Origin of the sequence: Serratia plymuthica, from assembly GCF_018336935.1 — a bacterium.
Lineage (GTDB): Bacteria > Pseudomonadota > Gammaproteobacteria > Enterobacterales > Enterobacteriaceae > Serratia > Serratia plymuthica_B.
In genome coordinates, this window is sequence record NZ_CP068771.1 from 4094383 (window position 1) to 4115659 (window position 21277).

23 protein-coding genes and 1 other RNA gene are annotated in these 21277 nt (G+C 57.2%); 7 read left to right on the forward strand and 17 right to left on the reverse strand.

The window, feature by feature from the left end; genetic code table 11:
* Nucleotides 1-43: 43 nt before the first annotated feature.
* Both rsmI and rnpB read left to right on the forward strand, forming a co-directional pair.
* The gene (rsmI, locus tag JK621_RS19135) at nucleotides 44-907 is read left to right on the forward strand and encodes a 16S rRNA (cytidine(1402)-2'-O)-methyltransferase (RefSeq protein ID WP_065506634.1); all 864 of its coding nucleotides are present in this window, start codon (nucleotides 44-46) and stop codon (nucleotides 905-907) included.
* A gap of 41 nt (nucleotides 908-948) precedes the next feature.
* Nucleotides 949-1327, forward strand: an RNA gene (rnpB, locus tag JK621_RS19140) — RNase P RNA component class A.
* Nucleotides 1328-1411: 84 nt separating this feature from the next.
* Here the strand turns inward: rnpB and JK621_RS19145 are convergent.
* The gene (locus JK621_RS19145) at nucleotides 1412-2113 is read right to left on the reverse strand and encodes a pirin family protein (RefSeq protein WP_212557208.1); all 702 of its coding nucleotides are present in this window, start codon (nucleotides 2111-2113) and stop codon (nucleotides 1412-1414) included.
* Between the two features lie 232 nt (nucleotides 2114-2345).
* Between JK621_RS19145 and JK621_RS19150 the strand changes: the two genes are divergently transcribed.
* The gene (locus JK621_RS19150) at nucleotides 2346-3251 is read left to right on the forward strand and encodes a LysR family transcriptional regulator (RefSeq protein WP_212557209.1); all 906 of its coding nucleotides are present in this window, start codon (nucleotides 2346-2348) and stop codon (nucleotides 3249-3251) included.
* A gap of 99 nt (nucleotides 3252-3350) precedes the next feature.
* Here JK621_RS19150 and JK621_RS19155 read toward each other — a convergent pair whose 3' ends face one another.
* The 11 genes from JK621_RS19155 to JK621_RS19205 form a co-directional block, all read right to left on the reverse strand.
* Complete coding sequence (locus tag JK621_RS19155; protein WP_212557210.1) at nucleotides 3351-4337, reverse strand: glutathione S-transferase family protein; 987 nt, start codon at nucleotides 4335-4337, stop codon at nucleotides 3351-3353.
* A gap of 73 nt (nucleotides 4338-4410) precedes the next feature.
* Nucleotides 4411-4806, reverse strand: a complete 396-nt coding sequence (locus JK621_RS19160; RefSeq protein ID WP_212560239.1) for a DoxX family protein — start codon at nucleotides 4804-4806, stop codon at nucleotides 4411-4413.
* Between the two features lie 297 nt (nucleotides 4807-5103).
* Nucleotides 5104-5391, reverse strand: a complete 288-nt coding sequence (locus JK621_RS19165; protein WP_212557211.1) for a YqjK-like family protein — start codon at nucleotides 5389-5391, stop codon at nucleotides 5104-5106.
* On the reverse strand, nucleotides 5388-5789 hold the full coding sequence (locus tag JK621_RS19170; protein WP_212557212.1) for a phage holin family protein: 402 nt from the start codon (nucleotides 5787-5789) through the stop codon (nucleotides 5388-5390). The genes JK621_RS19165 and JK621_RS19170 overlap by 4 nt, the downstream gene beginning before the upstream one ends.
* A gap of 2 nt (nucleotides 5790-5791) precedes the next feature.
* Complete coding sequence (locus JK621_RS19175) at nucleotides 5792-6097, reverse strand: DUF883 family protein (RefSeq protein WP_004948431.1); 306 nt, start codon at nucleotides 6095-6097, stop codon at nucleotides 5792-5794.
* Nucleotides 6098-6261: 164 nt separating this feature from the next.
* Nucleotides 6262-6633, reverse strand: coding sequence for a DUF1090 domain-containing protein (locus JK621_RS19180; protein WP_212557213.1), 372 nt, complete (start codon nucleotides 6631-6633; stop codon nucleotides 6262-6264).
* Nucleotides 6634-6845: 212 nt separating this feature from the next.
* Complete coding sequence (gene mzrA / locus JK621_RS19185; protein WP_126485455.1) at nucleotides 6846-7217, reverse strand: EnvZ/OmpR regulon moderator MzrA; 372 nt, start codon at nucleotides 7215-7217, stop codon at nucleotides 6846-6848.
* A complete protein-coding gene (locus tag JK621_RS19190; RefSeq protein ID WP_006320502.1) occupies nucleotides 7217-7897 on the reverse strand; it encodes a DedA family protein in 681 nt (226 codons plus the stop codon). Before JK621_RS19190 ends, mzrA begins: the two co-directional genes overlap by 1 nt.
* Before the next feature lie 140 nt (nucleotides 7898-8037).
* Nucleotides 8038-8484 (reverse strand): hypothetical protein, encoded by a 447-nt coding sequence (locus tag JK621_RS19195; protein WP_212557214.1) that lies wholly within the window; start codon nucleotides 8482-8484, stop codon nucleotides 8038-8040.
* A gap of 186 nt (nucleotides 8485-8670) precedes the next feature.
* Nucleotides 8671-9447, reverse strand: coding sequence for a transcriptional regulator ExuR (gene exuR / locus JK621_RS19200; protein WP_006320504.1), 777 nt, complete (start codon nucleotides 9445-9447; stop codon nucleotides 8671-8673).
* Between the two features lie 111 nt (nucleotides 9448-9558).
* Complete coding sequence (locus JK621_RS19205; protein WP_212557215.1) at nucleotides 9559-10857, reverse strand: MFS transporter; 1299 nt, start codon at nucleotides 10855-10857, stop codon at nucleotides 9559-9561.
* Nucleotides 10858-11241: 384 nt separating this feature from the next.
* On the opposite strand from JK621_RS19205, the gene uxaC reads away from it, so the two are divergent.
* The 3 genes from uxaC to JK621_RS19220 all read left to right on the forward strand — a co-directional run bounded on the left by uxaC (nucleotide 11242) and on the right by JK621_RS19220 (nucleotide 14797).
* Complete coding sequence (uxaC, locus tag JK621_RS19210) at nucleotides 11242-12654, forward strand: glucuronate isomerase (RefSeq protein WP_212557216.1); 1413 nt, start codon at nucleotides 11242-11244, stop codon at nucleotides 12652-12654.
* 20 nt (nucleotides 12655-12674) lie between these two features.
* The gene (locus JK621_RS19215; protein ID WP_212557217.1) at nucleotides 12675-14165 is read left to right on the forward strand and encodes a UxaA family hydrolase; all 1491 of its coding nucleotides are present in this window, start codon (nucleotides 12675-12677) and stop codon (nucleotides 14163-14165) included.
* A 74-nt stretch (nucleotides 14166-14239) separates the two neighbouring features.
* Nucleotides 14240-14797, forward strand: a complete 558-nt coding sequence (locus JK621_RS19220; RefSeq protein WP_212557218.1) for a YgjV family protein — start codon at nucleotides 14240-14242, stop codon at nucleotides 14795-14797.
* Between the two features lie 4 nt (nucleotides 14798-14801).
* Here JK621_RS19220 and sstT read toward each other — a convergent pair whose 3' ends face one another.
* From sstT to JK621_RS19245, 5 genes are all read right to left on the reverse strand, one after another.
* The gene (gene sstT / locus JK621_RS19225; protein ID WP_212557219.1) at nucleotides 14802-16037 is read right to left on the reverse strand and encodes a serine/threonine transporter SstT; all 1236 of its coding nucleotides are present in this window, start codon (nucleotides 16035-16037) and stop codon (nucleotides 14802-14804) included.
* 268 nt (nucleotides 16038-16305) lie between these two features.
* Nucleotides 16306-17280 carry a TerC family protein gene (locus JK621_RS19230; protein WP_006320513.1) on the reverse strand — a complete coding sequence of 325 codons (975 nt, stop codon included), beginning with the start codon at nucleotides 17278-17280 and terminating at the stop codon, nucleotides 16306-16308.
* A 383-nt stretch (nucleotides 17281-17663) separates the two neighbouring features.
* Nucleotides 17664-18395 carry a glutamine amidotransferase gene (locus JK621_RS19235; RefSeq protein WP_212557220.1) on the reverse strand — a complete coding sequence of 244 codons (732 nt, stop codon included), beginning with the start codon at nucleotides 18393-18395 and terminating at the stop codon, nucleotides 17664-17666.
* A 1-nt stretch (nucleotide 18396) separates the two neighbouring features.
* The gene (locus JK621_RS19240; protein ID WP_212557221.1) at nucleotides 18397-19377 is read right to left on the reverse strand and encodes a Gfo/Idh/MocA family protein; all 981 of its coding nucleotides are present in this window, start codon (nucleotides 19375-19377) and stop codon (nucleotides 18397-18399) included.
* A gap of 100 nt (nucleotides 19378-19477) precedes the next feature.
* Nucleotides 19478-19984, reverse strand: a complete 507-nt coding sequence (locus JK621_RS19245; protein ID WP_004948389.1) for a M48 metallopeptidase family protein — start codon at nucleotides 19982-19984, stop codon at nucleotides 19478-19480.
* Nucleotides 19985-20133: 149 nt separating this feature from the next.
* Here JK621_RS19245 and rlmG point away from each other — a divergent pair, with 149 nt between their 5' ends.
* A complete protein-coding gene (rlmG, locus tag JK621_RS19250) occupies nucleotides 20134-21273 on the forward strand; it encodes a 23S rRNA (guanine(1835)-N(2))-methyltransferase RlmG (protein ID WP_212557222.1) in 1140 nt (379 codons plus the stop codon).
* Nucleotides 21274-21277 lie beyond the last annotated feature (4 nt).

Below are 21277 nucleotides of genomic sequence, written 5' to 3' on the forward strand. Positions count from 1 at the left end.
TTTTCAAGATGCTCAATATTAAATCGGCAACCCGGATGAAACAATGAATCAACACCAACAATCAGTCATTTCTGCATCAACGCTGTATGTGGTGCCTACCCCCATCGGCAATTTGGGGGATATTACCCACCGCGCGTTAGAGGTACTGAAAAGCGTTGATCTGATTGCGGCCGAGGACACGCGCCACACCGGGTTGCTGTTGCAACACTTTGCGATTAGCGCGCGGCTGTTTGCGCTGCATGACCATAACGAACAACAAAAGGCGGACCAACTGCTGGCGAAACTGCAGGAAGGCCAGAGCATTGCGCTGGTTTCCGATGCCGGCACGCCGTTGATCAACGATCCCGGCTATCACCTGGTGCGCCGCTGCCGCGAAGCCGGCATCCGCGTGGTACCGCTGCCGGGCGCCTGTGCGGCAACCACCGCACTGTGTGCCGCCGGTGTTGCTTCAGACCGCTTCTGTTACGAAGGGTTCCTGCCGGCGAAAACCAAGGGGCGTAAGGATACGCTGATGGCGCTGGCAGAGGAACCGCGCACGTTGATTTTCTACGAATCAACCCACAGGTTGCTGGAAAGTTTGCAGGACATGGTCACCGTGTGGGGGCCGCAGCGCTATGTGGTGCTGGCGCGTGAGCTGACCAAAACCTGGGAGTCCATCACGGGTGCGCCGGTGGGTGAACTGCTGGCCTGGGTGCAGGAAGACGAAGTGCGTCGCCGCGGCGAAATGGTGCTGATCGTCGAAGGCCATAAGGCGCAGGATGACGCATTGCCGCTGGAGGCGCTGCGCACGCTGGCGTTGCTGCAAAAAGAATTGCCGCTGAAAAAGGCGGCGGCGCTGGCGGCGGAAATCCACGGCGTGAAGAAAAATGCGTTGTATAAATACGCGTTAGAGCAACAAGAACAGTAAAGCGGTTGACCTGCCGTGAGCGCAACGCTACTATCCGCGCCGGAGTTGACCAGACAGTCGCCGCTTCACTGCCGTCCCTTTCGGGGGAGACAGGTGGAGGGGAGGAAAGTCCGGGCTCCATAGGGCAGGGTGCCAGGTAACGCCTGGGAGGCGCAAGCCTACGACTAGTGCAACAGAGAGCAAACCGCCGATGGCCCGCGCAAGCGGGATCAGGTAAGGGTGAAAGGGTGCGGTAAGAGCGCACCGCGCGGCTGGCAACAGTTCGTGGCACGGTAAACTCCACCCGGAGCAAGGCCAAATAGGGGTTCACATGGTACGGCCCGTACTGAACCCGGGTAGGCTGCTTGAGCCAGTGAGCGATTGCTGGCCTAGAGGAATGACTGTCCACGACAGAACCCGGCTTACCGGTCAACTCCCTCTATAAAGGAAACCCCGCGTGACGCAAGTTACGCGGGGTTTTTTCTATTTGCATCCAGCGGGTTCGGTATGTCGCGCCCGCTTGATTCACACCGGCAAATCAATCAGCAGCGCGCGCAGCGGCGTTTCGGCGCGGATCGTCAGACGGCTCTCTTCATGGATAAAAGCCCCGTCGCCGCAGGTCAAGCGTTGGCCTTCGTTACGGTCGCCATTGGCTTCAATGGTGCCGTGGATCGACTGCAGGTAAGCGCGTTGCCCGTTCAGCGCAAACGTCTGCTGTTCGCCCGGCCGTAAATCCAAATGATGGATCCATACCTGCTGTCGCAGTTGCAGGCTGCCTTGCGCACCGTCCGGTGACGCCAGCAATGTCGAGCCGTTCTCCGGCAGCGCCAGGCGCTGCACTCGCTCGTTGTTGCGCTCCGGGCAGGCGTCCAGCCACAGTTGCAGACGGGTCAGCGGCGCATCGCTGCTGACGTTTTGTTCGCTGTAGCTCAGTCCGGGCTGGGTGGCCAACAACAAGGCCTCACCGGTCCCGGCCCGCACGGTATTGCCGTCGTTGTCGCGGTATTCTGCTTCCCCCTGCAAGATCAGATTCAGGATATCCACGCTGGGATAGGTGCGTGGCTGGAACGACGCACCTGGCGCCAGCACCTCCTGATTCAGCACCCGCAACGAGGCGTAGCCCATCAGTTTGGGGTCGAAGTAATGTCCAAAAGAAAAGGTGTAGCGAGCCTGCAGCCAACCAAAGTCAGCTTGCCCGCATTGTTGTGCTGTTCTGCATGTAATCATGGCAATCGGCTCTCTAAATTCATTCTTCCCTTCATCTTTCGGGCTGCTGCTGCGTTGGCCTCTCTCGGTCACCTCAGTCACTTGAATAACCAAGCTCCCGGGGATTCTCTCGATTGCCGTCTTGCCGCTGCTCGAAATCTATTGGGTATATTAAGATGGTAAGCATCTGGACGCCGGATTGTTAGCCAGTTAATCTGGTCGGCATATTCAAATTTCCTGACAGAGAGATTCGATGACCAGAGATCGGGCGTTAACGCTTGAAGCGTTAAGGGTTATGGATGCGATCGACCGACGTGGCAGCTTTGCTGCGGCAGCCGATGAGTTGGGGCGGGTGCCCTCGGCGCTCAGCTACACCATGCAAAAATTGGAAGAAGAATTGGACGTGGTGCTGTTCGACCGTTCCGGCCACCGCACCAAGTTCACCAACGTCGGGCGTATGTTGCTGGAGCGCGGGCGGGTGCTGCTGGAGGCGGCAGACAAGCTGACCACGGATGCCGAAGCGCTGGCGCGCGGTTGGGAAACCCATCTGACCATCGTCAGTGAAGCGCTGTCGCCGGCGAGCAAGCTGTTTCCGCTGGTCGACAAGCTGGCGCTGAAGGCCAATACCCAGGTATCGATCTTCACCGAAGTGCTGGCCGGCGCCTGGGAGCGGCTGGAACAGGGGCGCGCCGATATCGTTATCGCGCCGGACATGCATTTTCGCGCCTCGTCGGAAATCAACACCCGCAAGCTGTACAAAGTGATGAGCGTGTATGTCGCTGCACCGGATCACCCCATTCATCTGGAGCCGGAACCCTTGTCCGAACTGACGCGCGTAAAGTACCGCGGCATTGCGGTGGCGGATACCGCCCGCGAACGGCCGGTATTGACCGTACAGCTGTTGGACAAGCAGCAACGCCTGACGGTCAGCACCATTGGCGACAAGCGCCTGGCGCTGCTGGCCGGCCTGGGCGTGGCGACCATGCCTTACCCGCTGGTGGAAAAAGACATCGAAGAAGGGCGGTTGAGGGTGGTGGGCCCGGAATACAGCCGTGAGGCCGATATCATCATGGCCTGGCGGCGCGACAGCATGGGAGAGGCGAAAGCCTGGTTCCTGCGCGAAATCCCACGGCTCTTCGCTCAGCAGGAACGGCAGTAACCGGGCCGTGTTCCGCCTTTGATCGCCAACGGCCCGCAGGTGGAAGCACGGCGGGCCGTTGACTGTTTTACCCCTTCGCCAAACAAGGGGCAACGCGGGCTAACCGAAACCTTTGTCGCGGCCGTGCGGCTCGTCCAGATCCTGCGTCGGCCCGATGGAAATAATGCCGTGCGGATTGAGAGTGGTGTGGCTACGGTAATAGTGGTTGCGGATATGCGGCAGGCTAACCGTTTCGGCGATGCCCGGCATCTGGTAGATGTCGCGCAGGAAGCCGTACAGGTTGAGATAATCGCTGATGCGGCGTTTATCGCATTTAAAATGGGTGACATACACCGGATCGAAGCGCACCAACGTGGTCCACAGGCGCAGGTCGGCCTCGGTCAGGCGATCGCCGGTCAGGTAACGGTGTTGGCCCAGGATCTGCTCCAGCCGCGCCAGCGCGTCAAACAGCGCATTCACCGCTTCGTCATAGGCTTCCTGGCTGGTGGCGAAACCGGCCTTGTACACGCCGTTATTCACCTGATCATAAATCCAACCGTTCAGCTCATCGATTTTGCCGCGCAGGTCGTTGGGATAATAATCTCCCGCGCGAGCGCCGGCGCCGTCAAATGCACTGTTGAACATACGGATGATATCGGCGGATTCATTGCTGACGATGGTCTGCTGCTGCTTGTCCCACAGCACAGGTACCGTTACGCGGCCGGTATAGTGCTCATCGGCGCGCAGGTAAAGCTGATAGAGAAAATCTGAGTGATAAAGGCTGTCGCCGGTAGTTTCAGGAAAGTCCTGGCCGAAGGTCCAGCCGTTTTCCAGCATCAGCGGGTGTACCACGGAAACCGGGATAATCTGCTCCAGCCCTTTCAGCTTGCGCATCAGCAACGTGCGGTGTGCCCAAGGACAGGCGAGTGAAACATACAGGTGATAACGATCTTTCTCCGCTTTAAAACCGCCGGTGCCGTGTTCGCCCGGTTGGCCGTCTGCGGTCACCCAGTTGCGGAACTGGGAGGTTGAGCGTTTGAAACGGCCTCCGGTGGACGATGTGTCATACCAGATGTCTTGCCAAACGCCATCGACGAGTTGTCCCATGATGATCTCCTTAGTGTCCGAGTGAAAAGCAGAAGGGTCCGGCATGCCGGACCCCTGAGTCGGTATTAGAAGCTTACCACTTTTTGTTCAGAATACGGTCGATGCTGAAACCGCCTGGGCCGGCAACGGCCAGTACGATATAGCCGCCGGCGATGGTCAGGTTCTTCATGAACATCAGCTGGTTTACGCCGTCCGCGAAGTTAGTATGGAACAGTACCGCGGTCAGAAGGGTAAAACCGGCGGTGAACAGCGCCACGGTGCGGGTCAGGAAACCGAACAGAATCGCCAGGCCGCCACCAAATTCCAGCAAGATGGTCAGAGGCAACAAGAAGCCAGGTACGCCCATCGATTGCATGTACTGCTGGGTGCCGGCGTAGGCATCACCCATTTTGCCGTAACCTGCCACGATAAACAGGATTGGCATCAGAATACGAGCAACCAGCAAACCTGCATCTTCTAATTTTTTCATCATCTACTCCAAAGTGATTTTAGTTCGCCAGTTTTGGCATTTACCATATCAGCAGGCGGTATGTTGGGTCTTAGACCCTGTCCTGCCCGTTATGCGTTTGATGGAGTGGATGTTAATCGGGAAGCGATTCAGTTGTTAGCAAGTAAAACTGTCGTATTTTTTCAAAAAAACTGAATCTGTAGTCTGCTAACAAATGATGGGGAATCAGAACGTTGCCCGGCCTTCATCGACAGAAAGAATGAATTTCTGTGAAAAAGGGGGCGAAACGACGGAAGCGTTGAATAAAGCAGGGTGGATTTATTTGGAAGAAAAGGTTTTCTGGATCAATCGGATAGTACCGAAGACGCCAAAAGCGCGGCGTGACCAGCGAATCACTTTGCTTGGATGGCGGATGCCGTAAAGCGCCATCACGCTGGAGCCGACAGCCAGGTATTTGCGCAGGCCGAAAAGAGTTTGCCAGCCGCGATCGATGCGTTCGGTCTTTTCCAGCCACAGGGTTTTGTTTTCGGCCAAATCCAGCCGTTGTTGCTGGATCTGCCGAATCAGTTTCTCTTTTCTCCATTCCAGGTAGCGACGACGATTCATTTTTCGCCCTCCAGCTCGGAACGGTCGATCTCCAACTGTTTGCGCGTAGCGCCCAACAGGGTGGAACGGCGTGCTTTGACCAGCGTCCAGATGGCGCCGAAAATGGCCAGGAACAGCAGTATGCCCGTGGTGACACCTAACGCCATCAGGCGGTAGATAGGGTCAATGGCCCAGAAAATCAGGATCAGCAGGCTCATCAGGCCGAATGCGGTGAACAGCAGGGTCATGCCGGCCATGATCAGCAACTGAATGAGATTGGCTTTCTCCTCTTCCAGCTCGACAACCGCCAGGCGTACCCGGGTTTCAACCATACCCACCAGAATGGTGATGATGCGCTGGCCGATATCCAGGACCCCTTTGGCGGGGCCCTGAGCACGAACTTGTGGTTGCTCTGCCATAATTAGCGGCGCGCTAACAGAACGCCCAGCACCACGCCAACCGCAGCGCCGATACCGATGCCAGTCCACGGATTATCACGTACGTAATCATCCGCCTGGCCGGCGATTTGCTTGGTCTGGGAAGCAATTTTGTCCCCGGCGTCGCTCAGGCGAACGCGGGTATCTTTCAACGCGCTTTCTGCTTTGGAGCGCAGCTTTTCCAGCTCGGCTTTTGGCTTATCGGTGGAAGAGTTCAGCACTTCTTCCAGCGTATCGGCTAAGGATTTAAGTTCAGCGCGTAAGTTTTCTGCATTTGAATCATGTGCCATGTGATTATTCCTTAACGTTAACTTCGACAGACTTTCAACATAGCGGATTTTTTCGCCGGAGCAAAGGGTGAATGAGTAGCTGATATCACTAGACATCCATTCTATATGCAATAAAAATCCCGTGTGGCGCGGTTCTCATCGATAAATACGCTGGTGTAAAAAAATTATTCCGCCTGGGCCTGCTCAAGCTCGGCTTGCGCTTCCGTCAGCTTTTTCTGCTTCTTGGCGACTTTATCCAGATTGCCGGTTTGCTGAGCTTTTTTCAGCTCTTGCTGACGTTCAGCGACCTTGCTCTGCTTCTCATCGATTTTTTTCTGGCGATCGGCCTGCAGGCCCGCTTCCGTGCAGTGAGTCTGCACTTCACTCAGCGCCTTTTTCAGCCCGGCTATGCGGTCATGATTGCCATGTTGGGTAGCGTAATCAATCTGTTGTTGAATGTTTTGCGCCTTGGCCGCACAACCGCCTTCGGCGGCAAACGACAGGGCCGGCAATGCGCATAGCGGGAGGGCCAGTAAGAGCGAGTGGCGTAATTTCATACTATCGGTTCCTTGTTAACTGGGATGCATTGGGACGCATCCGCTTTTCCTGACTGCTTGCAAAAGCAGTGCGACAGGGGTTCTACGCAGCCAGCTTTCAGCATAGCCCTGAATCGCGCAGACCCCCAAAGAATCAGCCGCGGTTCGACGGCGATTGATGATTAATTGAGCGGGCGTAAAAACGAAATGAAAACCATTCATTCGAAGGGGGATTATCCCAGATTGAGTGGGGCGCGTGCAAATTCACGCACCCAATGGGTTGGAACAGGGGATTCGCTCAGAGCGATGATATAACCCGGCGGCAAAATCGTTTGCAGCGCTTCGCGCGCCAACAACTGCTGCTCCGGTGAATCCAGGCGGATCACCAGACCATCACCTTCGGGGGTAATGCTTTTGATGCGAATGCCGCGCTCATCCAGCCGCTGATAGACAAAAAACCCGTCAGGCAGCGAAAGGCCTTGCTGGCCGGCTCGGACGCGCAGCTCGCTTTCGGTACGCACCATACAGGGGACCAGCAGCGTTGCCAGCGCCAACAGGGCGAGTGCAATCAGCAAAACATACTGCCAGCGCGGGCGCTTTGCCATCACGCCCCTTTCCCCTGATTCTGGTTGTCGGCGCGTTTCTTGCGCCACAGCACGATCAGCGATCCCACCAGCCCAACGACCAGCAGCACCAGCGGCAACAGCATCAGGCAGAACATCAGTTGGTCTTCATATTTGCGGAACACCGGGGTTTTGCCCAAAGCAAAGCCCAGTGACGTCAGGATCACCACCCACAGCAGACCGCTCATCCAGTTAAAGAATTGGAAGCGGGCATTGCTCAGGCCGGAGAGACCGGCAATGGTAGGCAACAGGGTGCGGACAAACGCCAGAAAACGACCGACCAGCAGAGCGGAAAGCCCGTGGCGGTGGAACAGTTGGTGCGCGCGTTGGTGATAGTGCGCCGGCAGATGCGACAGCCAGCCTTGCACCGTTCGCGTATTGCCCAGCCATTTGCCCTGTATGTAACTGACCCAGCACCCCAGGCTGGCGGCGACGGTCAGGATCAGGATGGTGAGCGGGAAATTCATGGTGCCTTTGGCGATCAATACCCCAACCAGGATCAGCAGGCTGTCGCCGGGTAAAAATGCTGCCGGTAGTAGGCCGTTTTCCAGAAATAAAATCAGAAACAGCAGGACGTAGAGCGTCCAGACCAGCGACGGGTTCGCCAGCGTCTCAAAATCCTGCTGCCATAGGGCATGTAACAGTTCTTTAATGATGTCCATCCGGTGTTCCTAAAACGTCATTGTTTGTCTTTATCTCAGCGGCGGATCAGGAGTGGGCTGAAAGCGCGCGGGCGATCCTGGCTGCTGATAACGATGAAACGGCGTTGCTTTTTAGTAAGTTCTCGTCGGTGCGACACCGGTCATGAGTGGTAAGTCAGCGTGCCACGATAAAGCATATTACTTTCTTTCCAGCCGCCGAGCCTGTTTTGCTGCTGCGGGGTGTGCAGCATCCAGTTGGCCTGGACAAGCCGGTTGGGCACAGATAAGTGCTGACGCGGAAATCTGGCGTTATGACCCAGCTCAGCGGCCAACGTATAGACCGGCTGCAATTGGATGGAGGCTGGCAGCGAACCGGGGTAAGAATGCATACGCGGCAACAGCAGCGGCAACTTGCCGGGCGCTTTGCGCTGTAACTCTGCCGGAGACCGATAAACCTGGTCATAAGAGGACAGCGCCGGGTTATCGAGCGATGGCAGGCTGCTCAGTGCCGTGGGGGTTGCTTTGGAGGGCGCCGCGCATAGTTTTTGGCCGGAGACCGAGCCGGTCCAGCAAAAAAGAGCAATAAGCATGGCAAACAACCAGCGCATGTATTCGCGTTCCGCCCCGCAGCAAAGGGTAAAAAAAGTGGCCTAACTTTACCAAAATAGCACGATTGGCAACAGGGAAATCTACGTTGCCGCCGGTGAAATACTACACGGCAATCGGCGGTTCAGGCATCGATTCAGCGGATTTTACATTACCTGACATAACCCAAGGTTTTTTGACCGCGTGCGCTATTTGTTTTCGGCGGTCACGCCGTCCAGATGCACCACCGGGTTTTCGGCGAACAGATAGCGGTCGGCGTTATATTCGAAATCGTCGCTGGTGGCGTTGAACAGCATTTGCTTGGTGTTTTCCAGGTGCTGCCACATCGCCAGTTTGGCGGCGTAAGGGTCTTTACGTATCAATGCCTTGAGGATCTGATCGTGATCGTCGCACCAACTGGCGATAGATCGCTCGTCGATATGCTCGTGCAGCTTGATCCAGTAAGGGTTATTCACCCGCTGGCTCCACATTTTTTCCACGATAGTGGCCATTGCGGTATTTTGCGTAGCCAGCGCCACCTGCACGTGGAATTTCAGATCCCATTGCGAATCGCGGAAGCGATCTTCCTTGCGCGCATGCTCCTGGATTTCCATCAGTTGGACGATATCTTGCTTGGTGACCTGGGTGGCGGCGAATTCGGCGATGTTGCTTTCAATCAACTGGCGCGCCTGCAGCAGTTCGAACGGCCCGGCGGTGGCGAACTCGATGCTGTCACCCGGTACCACCAGATGTTTTTGCTGGTTGGACATCACGTGGATCCCGGACCCCTTGCGCACGTCAACGTAGCCTTCCACTTCCAGCATGATGATGGCTTCGCGCACTACGGTACGGCTGACGTTCATCTCTTCAGCAATATAGCGCTCGGCCGGCAGCTTATCGCCCACCGGATAGCGGCCGCTTTCAATGCGCTGCTTAAGCTCGGCGGCCAGTTGCTGATACAGGCGTCTGGTTTCAGTGAATTCCATAGTGAATGCTCTTAGGGTAAGAAGGGGCGTGGCTGTCAGATTTGTTATACCACTTATTCGGCAGGGCTGCCAGTGGCCGCAGGGGCGCCCGGCGCGTGGCCGGGCGGTGGGTTAACTGCGCGCCGGGGCCGGCTGCAGAGCGTCTTGCGTGGGCGGCGAGGCCGGCCTGTTTTGCAGGACGGTCCAGATAACGATGGCGCCGAGAATATCGAATACCGACAGCGCGGCGAACAGCGGGCTGAAACCCAGGGTATCCGCCAATGCGCCGACCACCAGCGCAAACAGGGTGCTGGCGGTCCAGGCCGCCATGCCGGTCAGGCCGTTGGCGGTCGCCACCTCGTTACGGCCAAATACGTCTGAAGACAGGGTGATCAGCGCGCCGGACAGCGCCTGGTGAGCAAAGCCCCCGACGCACAGCAGCGCGATGGCGGCATAGGGACTGGTGAACAGGCCAATCATACCGGGGCCAATCATCAGCACCGCGCCCATCGTGACCACCAGTTTGCGTGAAACGATCAGGTTCACCTTAAAGTGTTTCTGGAAAAACGGCGGCAGATACCCGCCGACGATGCAACCGAGATCGGCGAACAGCATCGGCATCCAGGCGAACATGGCGATCTCTTTCAGGTTAAAGCCGTAGGCTTTGAACATGAATAACGGGATCCAGGCGTTGAAGGTGCCCCAGGCCGGTTCTGCCAGAAAACGCGGCAGCGCGATGCCCCAGAACTGGCGGTTGCGTACGATTTGCCAGGCGGACATTTTCTTGGCGTTGCTGGTTTGGTGCTGCGCTTCCTGGCCCTCGAGGATGTAATCTCGCTCTTCCTGGCTGAGTTTCTTCTGATCTTTCGGGTGCTTGTAGAAGATCAGCCAGCAGATGGCCCAAATCAGGCTCAGCACGCCGGTAATGATAAACGCCATTTCCCAGCTATGGGCGACAATGGCCCAGACCACCAGCGGCGGCGCGATCATCCCGCCGATCGACGAGCCCACATTGAAGTACCCCACGGCGATGGAGCGTTCTTTGGCCGGGAACCACTCGCTGCTGGCCTTCAGGCCGGCGGGGATCATAGCCGCTTCAGCCATGCCCACGGCGCCGCGCGCCAGCGCCAGCCCGCCCCAGCTGTTCGCCAGCGCGGTACCCATGCAAAACAGCGCCCACAGGATGGCGAACATGGCGTAGCCTACCTTGGTGCCCAGGACGTCCAGAACGTATCCCGCCACCGGTTGCATCAGGGTGTAGCAGGCGGAATAAGCGGCGACGATGTAAGAATACTGCTGCGTGGTGATATGCAGGGTGCCTTCCAGCGTCGGCGCCGCCACGGCAATGGCATTGCGGGTCAGGTAACCCAGCACGGTGCCGATGGTCACCAGCCCAATCATGTACCAGCGTAACCCTTTAATTTTACGCATCCGAAATATCTCCCAGTCTTGAATATGCGCGGCCGAGGTGGCGGCGTGTAGGGTGTGATTCCTTTTCGTTGCTCTGCACCGGCCCTTCCATCACCGCCGCATGCCCAACGCACCAGCGACGGGGTGGCGAGACAATAACTTGTCATACAGATTTAAAAGTTGAGTGATATCACAAAAGCCAAGATTCAATTGGGCAATAGACTTTGGCCTGCAATCGCGTGATTCAGGCCGCCTTTTGCTGCGAAACTGCGCGTTAATCGCCTTTTTAGAGGGGAAATGGTCGTAGGCTGGGGTAAGATTTTGCTGGACGCCTCGTATAATTGGTGTGATAACTTTGTCGTATTGAACACTGTGCCGAACGGTCAGCAAGGTGAGGAGCCTGATATGGCGACGTTTTTAAATGAAGATTTCTTGTTGGGCAGCGAATTTGCCCGGCGTTTGTATCATGACTATGCGGCGGATCAGCCGATCTTTGACTACCACTGTCATTTGCCGCCGGAACAGATCGCCGAGAATACCCGCTTCAAAAACTTATATGACATCTGGTTAAAGGGCGATCACTACAAGTGGCGGGCGATGCGTACCAACGGCGTGGCCGAACGTTTGTGCACCGGCGATGCCGGCGACCGCGAGAAGTTTGACGCCTGGGCCGCCACCGTGCCCCATACCATCGGCAATCCGCTGTATCACTGGACCCATCTCGAACTGCGCCGCCCGTTCGGCATCACCGGCACGCTGCTTTCCCCGGCGACGGCGGACGATATCTGGCATCGCGGCAACGCGCTGTTGGCGCAGGACGATTTCAGGGCGCGCGGCATCATGCAGCAGATGAAGGTGAAAATGGTCGGCACCACCGACGATCCGATCGACGATCTGCGCCACCACAAAGCGATTGCCGCCGACGACAGTTTCGATATCAAGGTGCTGCCAAGCTGGCGGCCGGATAAGGCGTTCAATATCGATGCGCCGGGCTTTAACGATTACCTGAAAAAGCTGGAGGCGGCGGCGGATATCCATATCAGCCGCTTCACCTCGCTGTGCGACGCGTTGAAGAAACGTATGGACCACTTCGCCGCTCACGGCTGCAAAGTGGCCGACCATGCGCTGGACGTGGTGGTGTATGGCGAAGCTAACGAAGCCGAGCTGGACGCCATTCTGGCCCAACGCCTGAGCGGCAAGCTGCCTGGGCCGGAGCAGAGCGCCCAGTTCAAAAGCGCAGTGCTGCTGTTCCTGGCCGCTGAATATCAACGCCGTGAATGGGTACAGCAGTATCACATCGGCGCATTGCGCAACAACAACAGCCGGATGCTGGCAAGCGTTGGCCCGGATATCGGCTTCGACTCCATTAACGACCGGCCGCTGGCAGAGCCGCTTTCCCGCCTGCTGGATGCTCAATCCCGGCAGGGAGGATTACCGAAAACCATCCTGTATTGCCTTAACCCGCGCGATAACGAAGTGATCGGCACCATGGTGGGTAATTTCCAGGGGGAAGGCACGCCAGGCAAAATGCAGTTTGGTTCAGGCTGGTGGTTCAACGATCAGAAAGACGGCATGCAACGCCAGATGACGCAGTTGGCGCAGCTTGGCCTGCTGAGCCGTTTTGTCGGCATGCTGACCGACAGCCGCAGCTTCTTGTCGTATACCCGCCATGAATATTTCCGCCGCATTCTCTGCCAGATGATGGGGCGCTGGGTGGACGAGGGCGAAGCGCCGGCGGATATCGCGCTGCTCGGCGAGATGGTGAAAAACATCTGTTTCGACAATGCCAAAAATTATTTCGCCATTGAACTGGCGTAGCCGCTTCCCGAGGTTGGTTTATGCAAAGCATCGTAAAAATTCATTCGCAGGATAATGTGGCGGTGGCGCTGCGCGATCTGGCCGACGGCGAAACGCTGGCGCTGGACGCGCTGACCATTCGGCTTTCGCAACCGGTGGCGCGTGGGCACAAGTTTGCGCTGCAGCCGATCGCAGCCGGCGAGGCGATCGTCAAGTACGGGCTGCCGATCGGCCATGCGTTGGTAGCCATAGCGCCGGGCGTGCACATTCACTCGCAAAATGCCAAAACCAACCTGAGCGATCTGGACAGCTATCAGTACCAACCGGAATTTCCCGCGCTGCCGCCGCAGGCAGCGGATCGAGAGGTTCAGCTCTATCGCCGCAGCAGCGGCGAGGTAGGGATCCGCAACGAACTGTGGATCGTACCGACCGTCGGCTGCGTCAACGGCATTGCCCGGCAGATCCAGCAGCGTTTTCTGAAGGAAACTCAGGATGCGCAGGGGATCGATGGCGTACACCTGTTCAGTCATCCGTTCGGTTGCTCGCAATTGGGGCAGGATCATGAAAATACCCGCACCATGCTGCAAAATATGGTGCGCCATCCGAATGCCGGCGCGGTGCTGGTGATTGGCCTGGGGTGCGAGAACAATCAGGTAGATGTTTTCCGCAGTACGCTCGGGGCGACGGATGAGCGGCGGGTACGCTTTATGGTCTGCCAGCAGCAGGACGATGAGGTGGAAGCCGGGCTGGAGCAACTGCATGAGTTGTACCAGGTCATGCGCGACGATCGTCGCCAGCCGGGCAAATTGAGCGAACTGAAGTTCGGCCTGGAGTGCGGCGGATCGGACGGGCTGTCCGGCATCACCGCCAACCCGCTGCTGGGGCGGTTTTCCGACTATGTGATCGCCAACGGCGGCACCACGGTGCTGACCGAGGTGCCGGAGATGTTTGGCGCAGAACGGATCCTGATGAGCCGTTGCCGCGATCGGGCTACCTTCGAGAAAACCGTCAGCATGGTCAACGATTTCAAACAATACTTCATCGCCCACAACCAGCCGATTTATGAAAACCCTTCGCCGGGCAACAAGGCGGGCGGCATTACCACACTGGAGGAAAAATCCCTCGGTTGCACGCAGAAAGCCGGGCAGAGCCGGGTGGTGGACGTACTCAAATACGGCGAACGGCTGCGGCAGCCAGGGTTAAACCTGCTCAGCGCGCCCGGCAATGACGCGGTGGCGACCAGCGCGCTGGCCGGCGCCGGCTGCCATATGGTGTTGTTCAGTACCGGACGTGGCACGCCCTACGGCGGCTTCGTTCCCACGGTAAAACTGGCGACCAACAGCGAACTGGCGGCGAAAAAACCGCACTGGATCGATTTCGATGCCGGGCAATTGATCCACGGCACGCCGATGGATCGCCTGCTGGAACAGTTTGTCGATCTGATCGTGGCGATCGCCAATGGCAAAGCGGCGCGCAACGAAGCGAACGATTTCCGCGAGTTGGCGATTTTTAAAAGCGGGGTGACATTGTAAAGCGCCGGCAGCGGGGGTAGCATAAAACAGCGTTTCACTTTTAACGCCATTGTCTCCCGCTTCAGGATCCCCTAATGACGTTTTATTGGTTTGCCCAGGCCGTGGGCGTGCTGGCTTTTCTGGTAGGCATCACCAGTTTTTTCAATCGCGACGACCAGCGCTTCAAACTGCAACTGTCAGGATACAGCCTGATCATTGGCATTCACTTCTTCCTGATGGGAGCGAGCGCCGCCGGCAGCAGCGCGTTGCTCAGCGCCTGCCGCAACCTGGTTTCAATGCGCACTCGCAGCCTGTGGGTGATGTGGCTGTTTATCGGTTTGACGCTGACCATCGGCCTGACGCGTTTCCAACATCCCATCGAACTGCTGCCGATCTTCGGTACTTCGATCAGCACCTGGGCGCTGTTTCGCACCCGCGGGCTGACGACCCGTTGCGTGATGTGGTGTTCCACCGCCTGCTGGGTCACGCATAACATCTGGCTCGGGTCGATAGGCGGTTCACTGATAGAAGGCAGCTTCCTGCTGATGAACGGCTTCAACATTATCCGTTTCCGCCGCCTGCAACTGCGCGGCATCGATCCTTTTGCGGTAGAAAAAAAGGCGCCCATTGGGCGCCTTGCTGACGATAGTTAATCGCTTAACGCACGTTCAACGGGTCTTCATCCGCCAGGCGTTGATCTTCCGCCTGGCAGGCCGCCGCGGTGAACAGCACGTCGGTGGATGAGTTCAGTGCGGTCTCTGCGGAGTCCTGCAACACGCCGATGATAAAGCCCACCGCCACGACCTGCATGGCGACGTCGTTCGGGATGCCGAACATGTTGCACGCCAGTGGGATCAATAACAGCGAACCGCCGGCCACGCCGGAAGCGCCGCAGGCGCAGATCGCCGCCACCACGCTCAGCAGCAGCGCGGTCGGGACGTCAACCGGAATGCCCAGAGTGTGCACCGCCGCCAGCGTCAGCACGGTAATGGTGATCGCCGCGCCGGCCATATTGATGGTTGCGCCCAACGGGATAGAAACCGAGTAGGTGTCTTCGTTCAGATTCAGCTTTTTGCACAGCTCCATATTCACCGGAATGTTGGCGGCCGAGCTGCGGGTGAAGAATGCGGTCACGCCGCTTTCACGCAGGCAGGCGAACACCAGAGGATAAGGGTTGCGGCGGATCTTCCAGTAAACGATCAGCGGGTTCAGCACCAGCGCCACCATCAGCATGCAGCCGATCAACACCATCAGCAGTTGCGCGTAGCCCCACAGCGCGCCGAAGCCGGTTTCCGCCAGCGTCGAAGCCACCAGACCGAAGATGCCGAGCGGCGCACAGCGGATCACCGCGCGCACCACCAAAGTGACCGCATGCGACATGTCGTTAATCAGCGATTTGGTGGTTTCCGAAGCGTGGCGCAGCGCCAGCCCCAGACCAATCGCCCAGGCCAGAATGCCGATATAGTTGGCGTTAATCAGCGCGTGGAACGGGTTGGCGACCACGCTCATCAACAGGCTTTTCAACACTTCAACAATGCCGCCCGGCGGGTTGATGTCCGCATTGCCGGCAACCAGCGCCAGATTGGACGGGAACATAAAGCTGACCACCACCGCCACCAGCGCCGCAGCGAAAGTCCCCAACAGATAGAGGAACAGGATCGGGCGAATATTGGTTTTCTGCCCGTGCTTGTGGTTGGCGATCGAGGCCATGACCAGTACCAGAACCAACAGCGGCGCCACGGCCTTTAACGCGCCGACGAACAGCGCGCCAAGCAGCCCGACGGCGGAGGCCGTCGCCGGTGAAACCAGCGCCACGATAATACCGGCCGCCAGGCCGACCATAATTTGCTTAACCAGGCTGCCCTGTGTGATCCGTTTTAACAGTTTTTGCATAATGCTCTTCTTCCCGGTGAGGTTGCGCACAGACTGACCGCCTCGACAGGAACGCTGCCGGGCAATTTTTATTTCTATCTGTAACTAAGTATGTTTGCCAAACCAGTATTCAGTAAACAAATGGGGTTGGAAAGGGGAGGAAGTGAAATTCTGAGGGCGGATCAACTCTTGATAACATACTGGTTACATTTGTGTGATCGCAATAACATTTGGCGTTTTGGACGAATTGCCAAACAATCACGGGGCGGCTAGCGCCCCGGATAACAGATTATGGTGCTTTATTCGCCAGGCGATCGTTGCGGCGGTTAACCCAGGCATTGATCAGCAGCGTTAATGTCAGAATACCGGCTACCACGCCGAGCGAAACGCCGATCGGGATATGGAAGAAGTCGATAATCAGCATTTTGACGCCGATAAACATCAAGATGATCGACAGACCGTATTTCAGCATCGAGAAGCGCTCCGCCACGTTGGCCAGCAGGAAATACATGGCGCGCAGGCCCATGATGGCAAACAGGTTAGAGGTCAGGACGATAAACGGATCGGTAGTGACGGCAAAGATGGCCGGAATGCTGTCGACCGCGAAAATCACGTCGCTCAGTTCCACCAGGATCAACACCAGCACCAGCGGTGTTGCGAACAGCAACCCGTTGCGGCGCACGAAGAAACGTTCGCCTTCGAGGTTGTCTGTCATGCGCAGGTGGCTACGCAGCCACCTTACCAGCGGCTTGTCGCCAATCGCCGAATCGTCTTCCTTCGCCAGCGCCATCTTGATGCCGGTGAACAGCAGGAAGGCACCGAACAGATACAACAGCCACTGGAACTGGGTCACCAACCAGCTACCGGCGAAGATCATGATGGTACGCAGCACGATCGCACCCAATACGCCAAAAATCAGCACGCGACGTTGCAGGTTGGCCGGAACGGCGAAATAGCTGAACAGCATCAGCCAGACGAAGACGTTATCGACCGCCAGCGCTTTTTCGATCAGGTAACCGGTGAGGAAGGCGAGCGCCTGCGTATCGGCGACGGCGCGCCCGGCGGTTTGGTTCAGGTAGTACCAGAAACCCAGGTTGAACAGCAGGGAAAGGCTGACCCACACCAGCGACCAACTGGCGGCCTGCTTCAGCGTCATGGTGTGCGCGCCTTTGCGGCCCTGCAGCAGTAAGTCGATTGCGAGCATCACAACTATGATGGCGGCGAAACTGCCCCATAACCAAGGTGTGCCAACGGTATTCATCATCAGAGTATCCTTCAAAAACAAAAACGGCCAACGTCGGAAGACGCCAGCCGCTCTGTGAACGCTGCAAGCAAACCTCGCCTTCCGGCAAGGTCTCACTTACAACGTTGATGAAGGTGCACCCGCAGTGCCCGTCACATCATGTTGCCCGGTAACCGGATGCTTGCGCATCGTAATGACGATTAACCGGCAAGATACCCTTCGTCTTTCAAGCCGCTGCAGCCTTGGCTGTCCTCTGTCACTCCAGTCACTTAGTCAATCCAAGCTCCTGGGGATGCCTTCAGTTGCCGCCTTGCCGCACCTTGAAATTCATTGGGTATAAAAGTTACTCCCCTTTGCACCGCAAAAAGTAATGCAAAATGTGTCAGCGGTCAACGTTTATCACGCTAGCCGGCCAGGGCCTTTTGCGCGCCGAGGCTGACGACGAAACCTTGCAGCAATAACCGACTGAAGGGCGTATCGCTAACCTGCTGTTGCTTAAGCTGATACTGCGTCTGCTGCTCGGGGTACAGTTCGCCGAGCCAGCTCAGGTATTGATGCATCACCGCGCCGTTAAATTCCGGATGGAACTGGGTGGTCAGTACGTGATCGCCATAACTGAGGATCTGACAGGCGTCCTGTTGTGAACGCGCCAGCACCTTCGCGCCGGCAGGCGGCGTCAGTACGCTTTGCGAGTGGATCAGATTGGCCTTGAAATGCGGCGGCAGCATCGCCAGACGGCGATCGTTGGCGGCGGCGGGCAGCAGTTCAATATCCAGCGTACCGACCTCCATGCCCTGCGGGTGGTAGCCCACTTCACCGCCTAGCGCATAGGCCAGCAACTGGTGGCCATAGCAGGCGCCGAAAATCGGCAGCTTGATCTCCATCGCCTGACGCAGCCACTCGACGGCCTGTTCGCTCCACGGCAATTGTTCGGTGACCATCGCCGCCGATCCGGTAATCACCACGCCGGCGTAGTTTTGCGGCGCCGGCAGCTGTTCGCCGGAAGGAAGATGCACGATCTGCACGCGATCGGCGGCAATGCTGCCCTGTTGCAGGAACATCCCGTCGAAATTGCCCTTATCGCGACGTATTGCCTCCGGCGCATCGCCGGTTTGCATCAGTAATAGCGGTTTCATGTCATTCTCCATCGGCAGGGAAGGTCACGCCGGTCTGGCGGCGGATTTCGGTCAGCAACTGGGCGACGATCAGCGAGTTTTCTAACCCCGGATGTTCTACCTGCCGTTTTTCAACCAGCTCGGCGAAGGCTTGCGCTTCATACAGCATGGTATTGATATGCTGCGGTTGGGTCAGATCCTGACGATTGCCCCCGCGCGGCGTCAGCGTCACACCCTGACATTCCGAAATTTTATCGATGACCAGCGTTCCTTCTTCACCCTGGATCTCGCTCGGAATATCCGAGTTGCTGACCTTGGAATGAGAAATGGTTACGTCAAAATCCCCGTAATTGAGGCAGGCGGTTCCATGCGCATCAACGCCGGTGTCCAGCAGAGCGGCGCTGGCGATCACGGATTTTGGTGCGCCAAACAGCGCCACGGCGCTGGCCAGGCAATAGTAGCCAATGTCCATGATGGAGCCATTGGAAAACTGCGGGTTAAAGGTGTTTGGGTTCTCGCCGGCCAGATAACGCGGATAGCGCGAAGAGTATTGGCAGTAGTTGATAAAGGCTTTGCATAGCCGGCCGATTTTCGGCAGCGCTTGTTTCAGGGCCAGGAAATTCGGCAGGTGGGCGCTTTTGAAGGCTTCGAACAGCACCACCTGGTTTTCCCGCGCGCAGGCGACCAGTTGTTCTGCTTCGCGCAGGGTGGAGGCCAGCGGCTTTTCGCAGATCACGTGTTTTTTATGGCTGAGGAACAGCAGCGATTGCCGGCAATGCAGGGAATTGGGGCTGGCGATGTACACCGCGTCGATGGCGTCGGATTGGGCCAGCGCCTCCAGGGAATCGAAAAACAGACTGACGTGATAATTGGCGCCAAACGCCTGCGCCTGCTCGAGCTTGCGCGAATAGATGGCGGTCAGCTTCAGTTTGCCACTTTCATGTGCGGCGTCGATAAAGCGTTCCGTAATCCAGTTGGTGCCAACAACGGCAAAGCGAATCATAGATATCTCCGGTTCCCAAGCCCTATACCCTGTGAATTTCAAGTGCTGCCTAGGGTAGAAAGAATCAGATTATCACGGCAATTACCGAAGGCGAATCCCGCTATGCATACAGATCGCCAAATACGGAGAGGTGGGTCAGGTACAGCCGGGTGTCGAATTCCAGCTGATGGTAATTCGGCTCCATATGGCAGCACAGGCTGTAGAAGGCTTTGTTGTGATCTTTCTCTTTCAGATGCGCCAGTTCATGCACCACGATCATGCGCAGGAACGGCTCCGGCGCCAGCTTGAACACCGTCGCCACGCGGATTTCCGCCTTGGCCTTCAGCTTGCCGCCCTGCACGCGTGAAATGGCGGTGTGCATGCCAAGCGCGTGTTTCATCACCTGGATTTTACCGTCGTAGGCCACTTTGCTCAGCGGCTGGGCGTTGCGCAGATACTGGTTTTTCAGATCGACGGTATACTGATAAAGCGACTTGTCGGTGGTGCAATCATGCACCTGCGGATAGCGCTGCAACAGCACATCACCCAGCCGTTGCTGGTCGATCAACTGCTGCACCTGGCTTTGCAGATGTTCAGGGTAACCCTGCAGGTAAGTCAGTTCGGACATCATCTTCCCGTATTGGCGGCAATTCAGCGGGCTATTCTATGACGTTTTTTCGCGCAAAGCCCGCAAAGGGCAATTTATCCGAAAAAACATTTTACTGATGGACGTTTTTAGGGGATAAACAGCCCAAATTTTATCAGTCAGGAGGGGCAATGAGCCAACTCGATCTGGGAACACAGCAACTTGAGCTGGAGCGTTATCCCCAACAGGAAGAATCCACCCAATTGCAGGCGTGGGAAGCGGCGGACGAATATCTGCTGCAACAGCTTGAAAATGTAGACATCGGCGGTCGCCCGGTGCTGATTTTCAACGACAACTTCGGCACGTTGGCCTGTGCGCTGCACGGCCATCAGCCTTATAGCATCAGCGATTCATACATGAGCCAGCTGGCTACGCGCCATAACCTGAAGCTCAATGAGCTGGATCCGGAGCAGGTTACGCTGCTGGACAGCCTCGCCGAACTGCCTGCATCACCGGCAGTGGTGTTGATCCGCATTCCCAAGGCGCTGGCGCTGCTGGAACAGCAACTGCGCTCGCTGCGCAACGTGGTGGCGCCGGACACGGTGATCATTGCCGGAGCCAAGGCGCGCGACGTGCACACCTCAACCATGCAGCTGTTTGAAAAGGTGCTGGGGCCGACGCGCACCAGCCTGGCGTGGAAGAAAGCGCGCCTGATCCACTGCGAAGTGGCGGACATCGCGCCGCCGACGGCGCCGGAAACCACCAACTGGACGCTGGACGGCACCGATTGGCTTATCCACAACCATGCCAACGTGTTCTCACGCAGCAATCTGGATATTGGCGCACGTCTGTTCCTGGATCACCTGCCGCATGACATTGAAGGCCATATCATCGATCTCGGCTGCGGTAACGGCATCATCGGCATGGCTGCATTGATGCAGAACCCGCAAGCACAGGTCACCTTTACTGATGAGTCCTATATGGCGGTGGCGTCCAGCGAATTAAACGTGGAACACAACCTGCCGCAGGATCTGGATCGCTGTCAGTTTGAAGTGAATAACTCGCTGGCGGGGATTGAGCGTGAAAGCGTGCAGGCGGTACTGTGCAACCCACCGTTCCACCAGCAGCATGCGATCACCGATCATACCGCCTGGCAGATGTTCTGCGATGCCAAGCGTTGCCTGCAGGTGGGCGGCGAGCTGCGCATCGTCGGCAACCGTCATCTGGATTATCACCAGAAGCTGAAGCGTCTGTTTGGTAACTGCACGCTGGTGGCATCCAACAAGAAGTTCGTGATCCTGAAAGCGGTGAAATCCGGCGCGCGCTACTGAGTAA

Bases quoted from the DNA above. Each gene is read 5' to 3' on its own strand.
- rsmI (WP_065506634.1), top strand. From the start codon at position 44: ATGAATCAACACCAACAATCAGTCATTTCTGCATCAACGCTGTATGTG.
- JK621_RS19145 (WP_212557208.1), bottom strand. From the start codon at position 2,113: ATGATTACATGCAGAACAGCACAACAATGCGGGCAAGCTGACTTTGGT.
- JK621_RS19150 (WP_212557209.1), top strand. From the start codon at position 2,346: ATGACCAGAGATCGGGCGTTAACGCTTGAAGCGTTAAGGGTTATGGAT.
- JK621_RS19155 (WP_212557210.1), bottom strand. From the start codon at position 4,337: ATGGGACAACTCGTCGATGGCGTTTGGCAAGACATCTGGTATGACACA.
- JK621_RS19160 (WP_212560239.1), bottom strand. From the start codon at position 4,806: ATGAAAAAATTAGAAGATGCAGGTTTGCTGGTTGCTCGTATTCTGATG.
- JK621_RS19165 (WP_212557211.1), bottom strand. From the start codon at position 5,391: ATGAATCGTCGTCGCTACCTGGAATGGAGAAAAGAGAAACTGATTCGG.
- JK621_RS19170 (WP_212557212.1), bottom strand. From the start codon at position 5,789: ATGGCAGAGCAACCACAAGTTCGTGCTCAGGGCCCCGCCAAAGGGGTC.
- JK621_RS19175 (WP_004948431.1), bottom strand. From the start codon at position 6,097: ATGGCACATGATTCAAATGCAGAAAACTTACGCGCTGAACTTAAATCC.
- JK621_RS19180 (WP_212557213.1), bottom strand. From the start codon at position 6,633: ATGAAATTACGCCACTCGCTCTTACTGGCCCTCCCGCTATGCGCATTG.
- mzrA (WP_126485455.1), bottom strand. From the start codon at position 7,217: ATGGCAAAGCGCCCGCGCTGGCAGTATGTTTTGCTGATTGCACTCGCC.
- JK621_RS19190 (WP_006320502.1), bottom strand. From the start codon at position 7,897: ATGGACATCATTAAAGAACTGTTACATGCCCTATGGCAGCAGGATTTT.
- JK621_RS19195 (WP_212557214.1), bottom strand. From the start codon at position 8,484: ATGCGCTGGTTGTTTGCCATGCTTATTGCTCTTTTTTGCTGGACCGGC.
- exuR (WP_006320504.1), bottom strand. From the start codon at position 9,447: ATGGAATTCACTGAAACCAGACGCCTGTATCAGCAACTGGCCGCCGAG.
- JK621_RS19205 (WP_212557215.1), bottom strand. From the start codon at position 10,857: ATGCGTAAAATTAAAGGGTTACGCTGGTACATGATTGGGCTGGTGACC.
- uxaC (WP_212557216.1), top strand. From the start codon at position 11,242: ATGGCGACGTTTTTAAATGAAGATTTCTTGTTGGGCAGCGAATTTGCC.
- JK621_RS19215 (WP_212557217.1), top strand. From the start codon at position 12,675: ATGCAAAGCATCGTAAAAATTCATTCGCAGGATAATGTGGCGGTGGCG.
- JK621_RS19220 (WP_212557218.1), top strand. From the start codon at position 14,240: ATGACGTTTTATTGGTTTGCCCAGGCCGTGGGCGTGCTGGCTTTTCTG.
- sstT (WP_212557219.1), bottom strand. From the start codon at position 16,037: ATGCAAAAACTGTTAAAACGGATCACACAGGGCAGCCTGGTTAAGCAA.
- JK621_RS19230 (WP_006320513.1), bottom strand. From the start codon at position 17,280: ATGATGAATACCGTTGGCACACCTTGGTTATGGGGCAGTTTCGCCGCC.
- JK621_RS19235 (WP_212557220.1), bottom strand. From the start codon at position 18,395: ATGAAACCGCTATTACTGATGCAAACCGGCGATGCGCCGGAGGCAATA.
- JK621_RS19240 (WP_212557221.1), bottom strand. From the start codon at position 19,377: ATGATTCGCTTTGCCGTTGTTGGCACCAACTGGATTACGGAACGCTTT.
- JK621_RS19245 (WP_004948389.1), bottom strand. From the start codon at position 19,984: ATGTCCGAACTGACTTACCTGCAGGGTTACCCTGAACATCTGCAAAGC.
- rlmG (WP_212557222.1), top strand. From the start codon at position 20,134: ATGAGCCAACTCGATCTGGGAACACAGCAACTTGAGCTGGAGCGTTAT.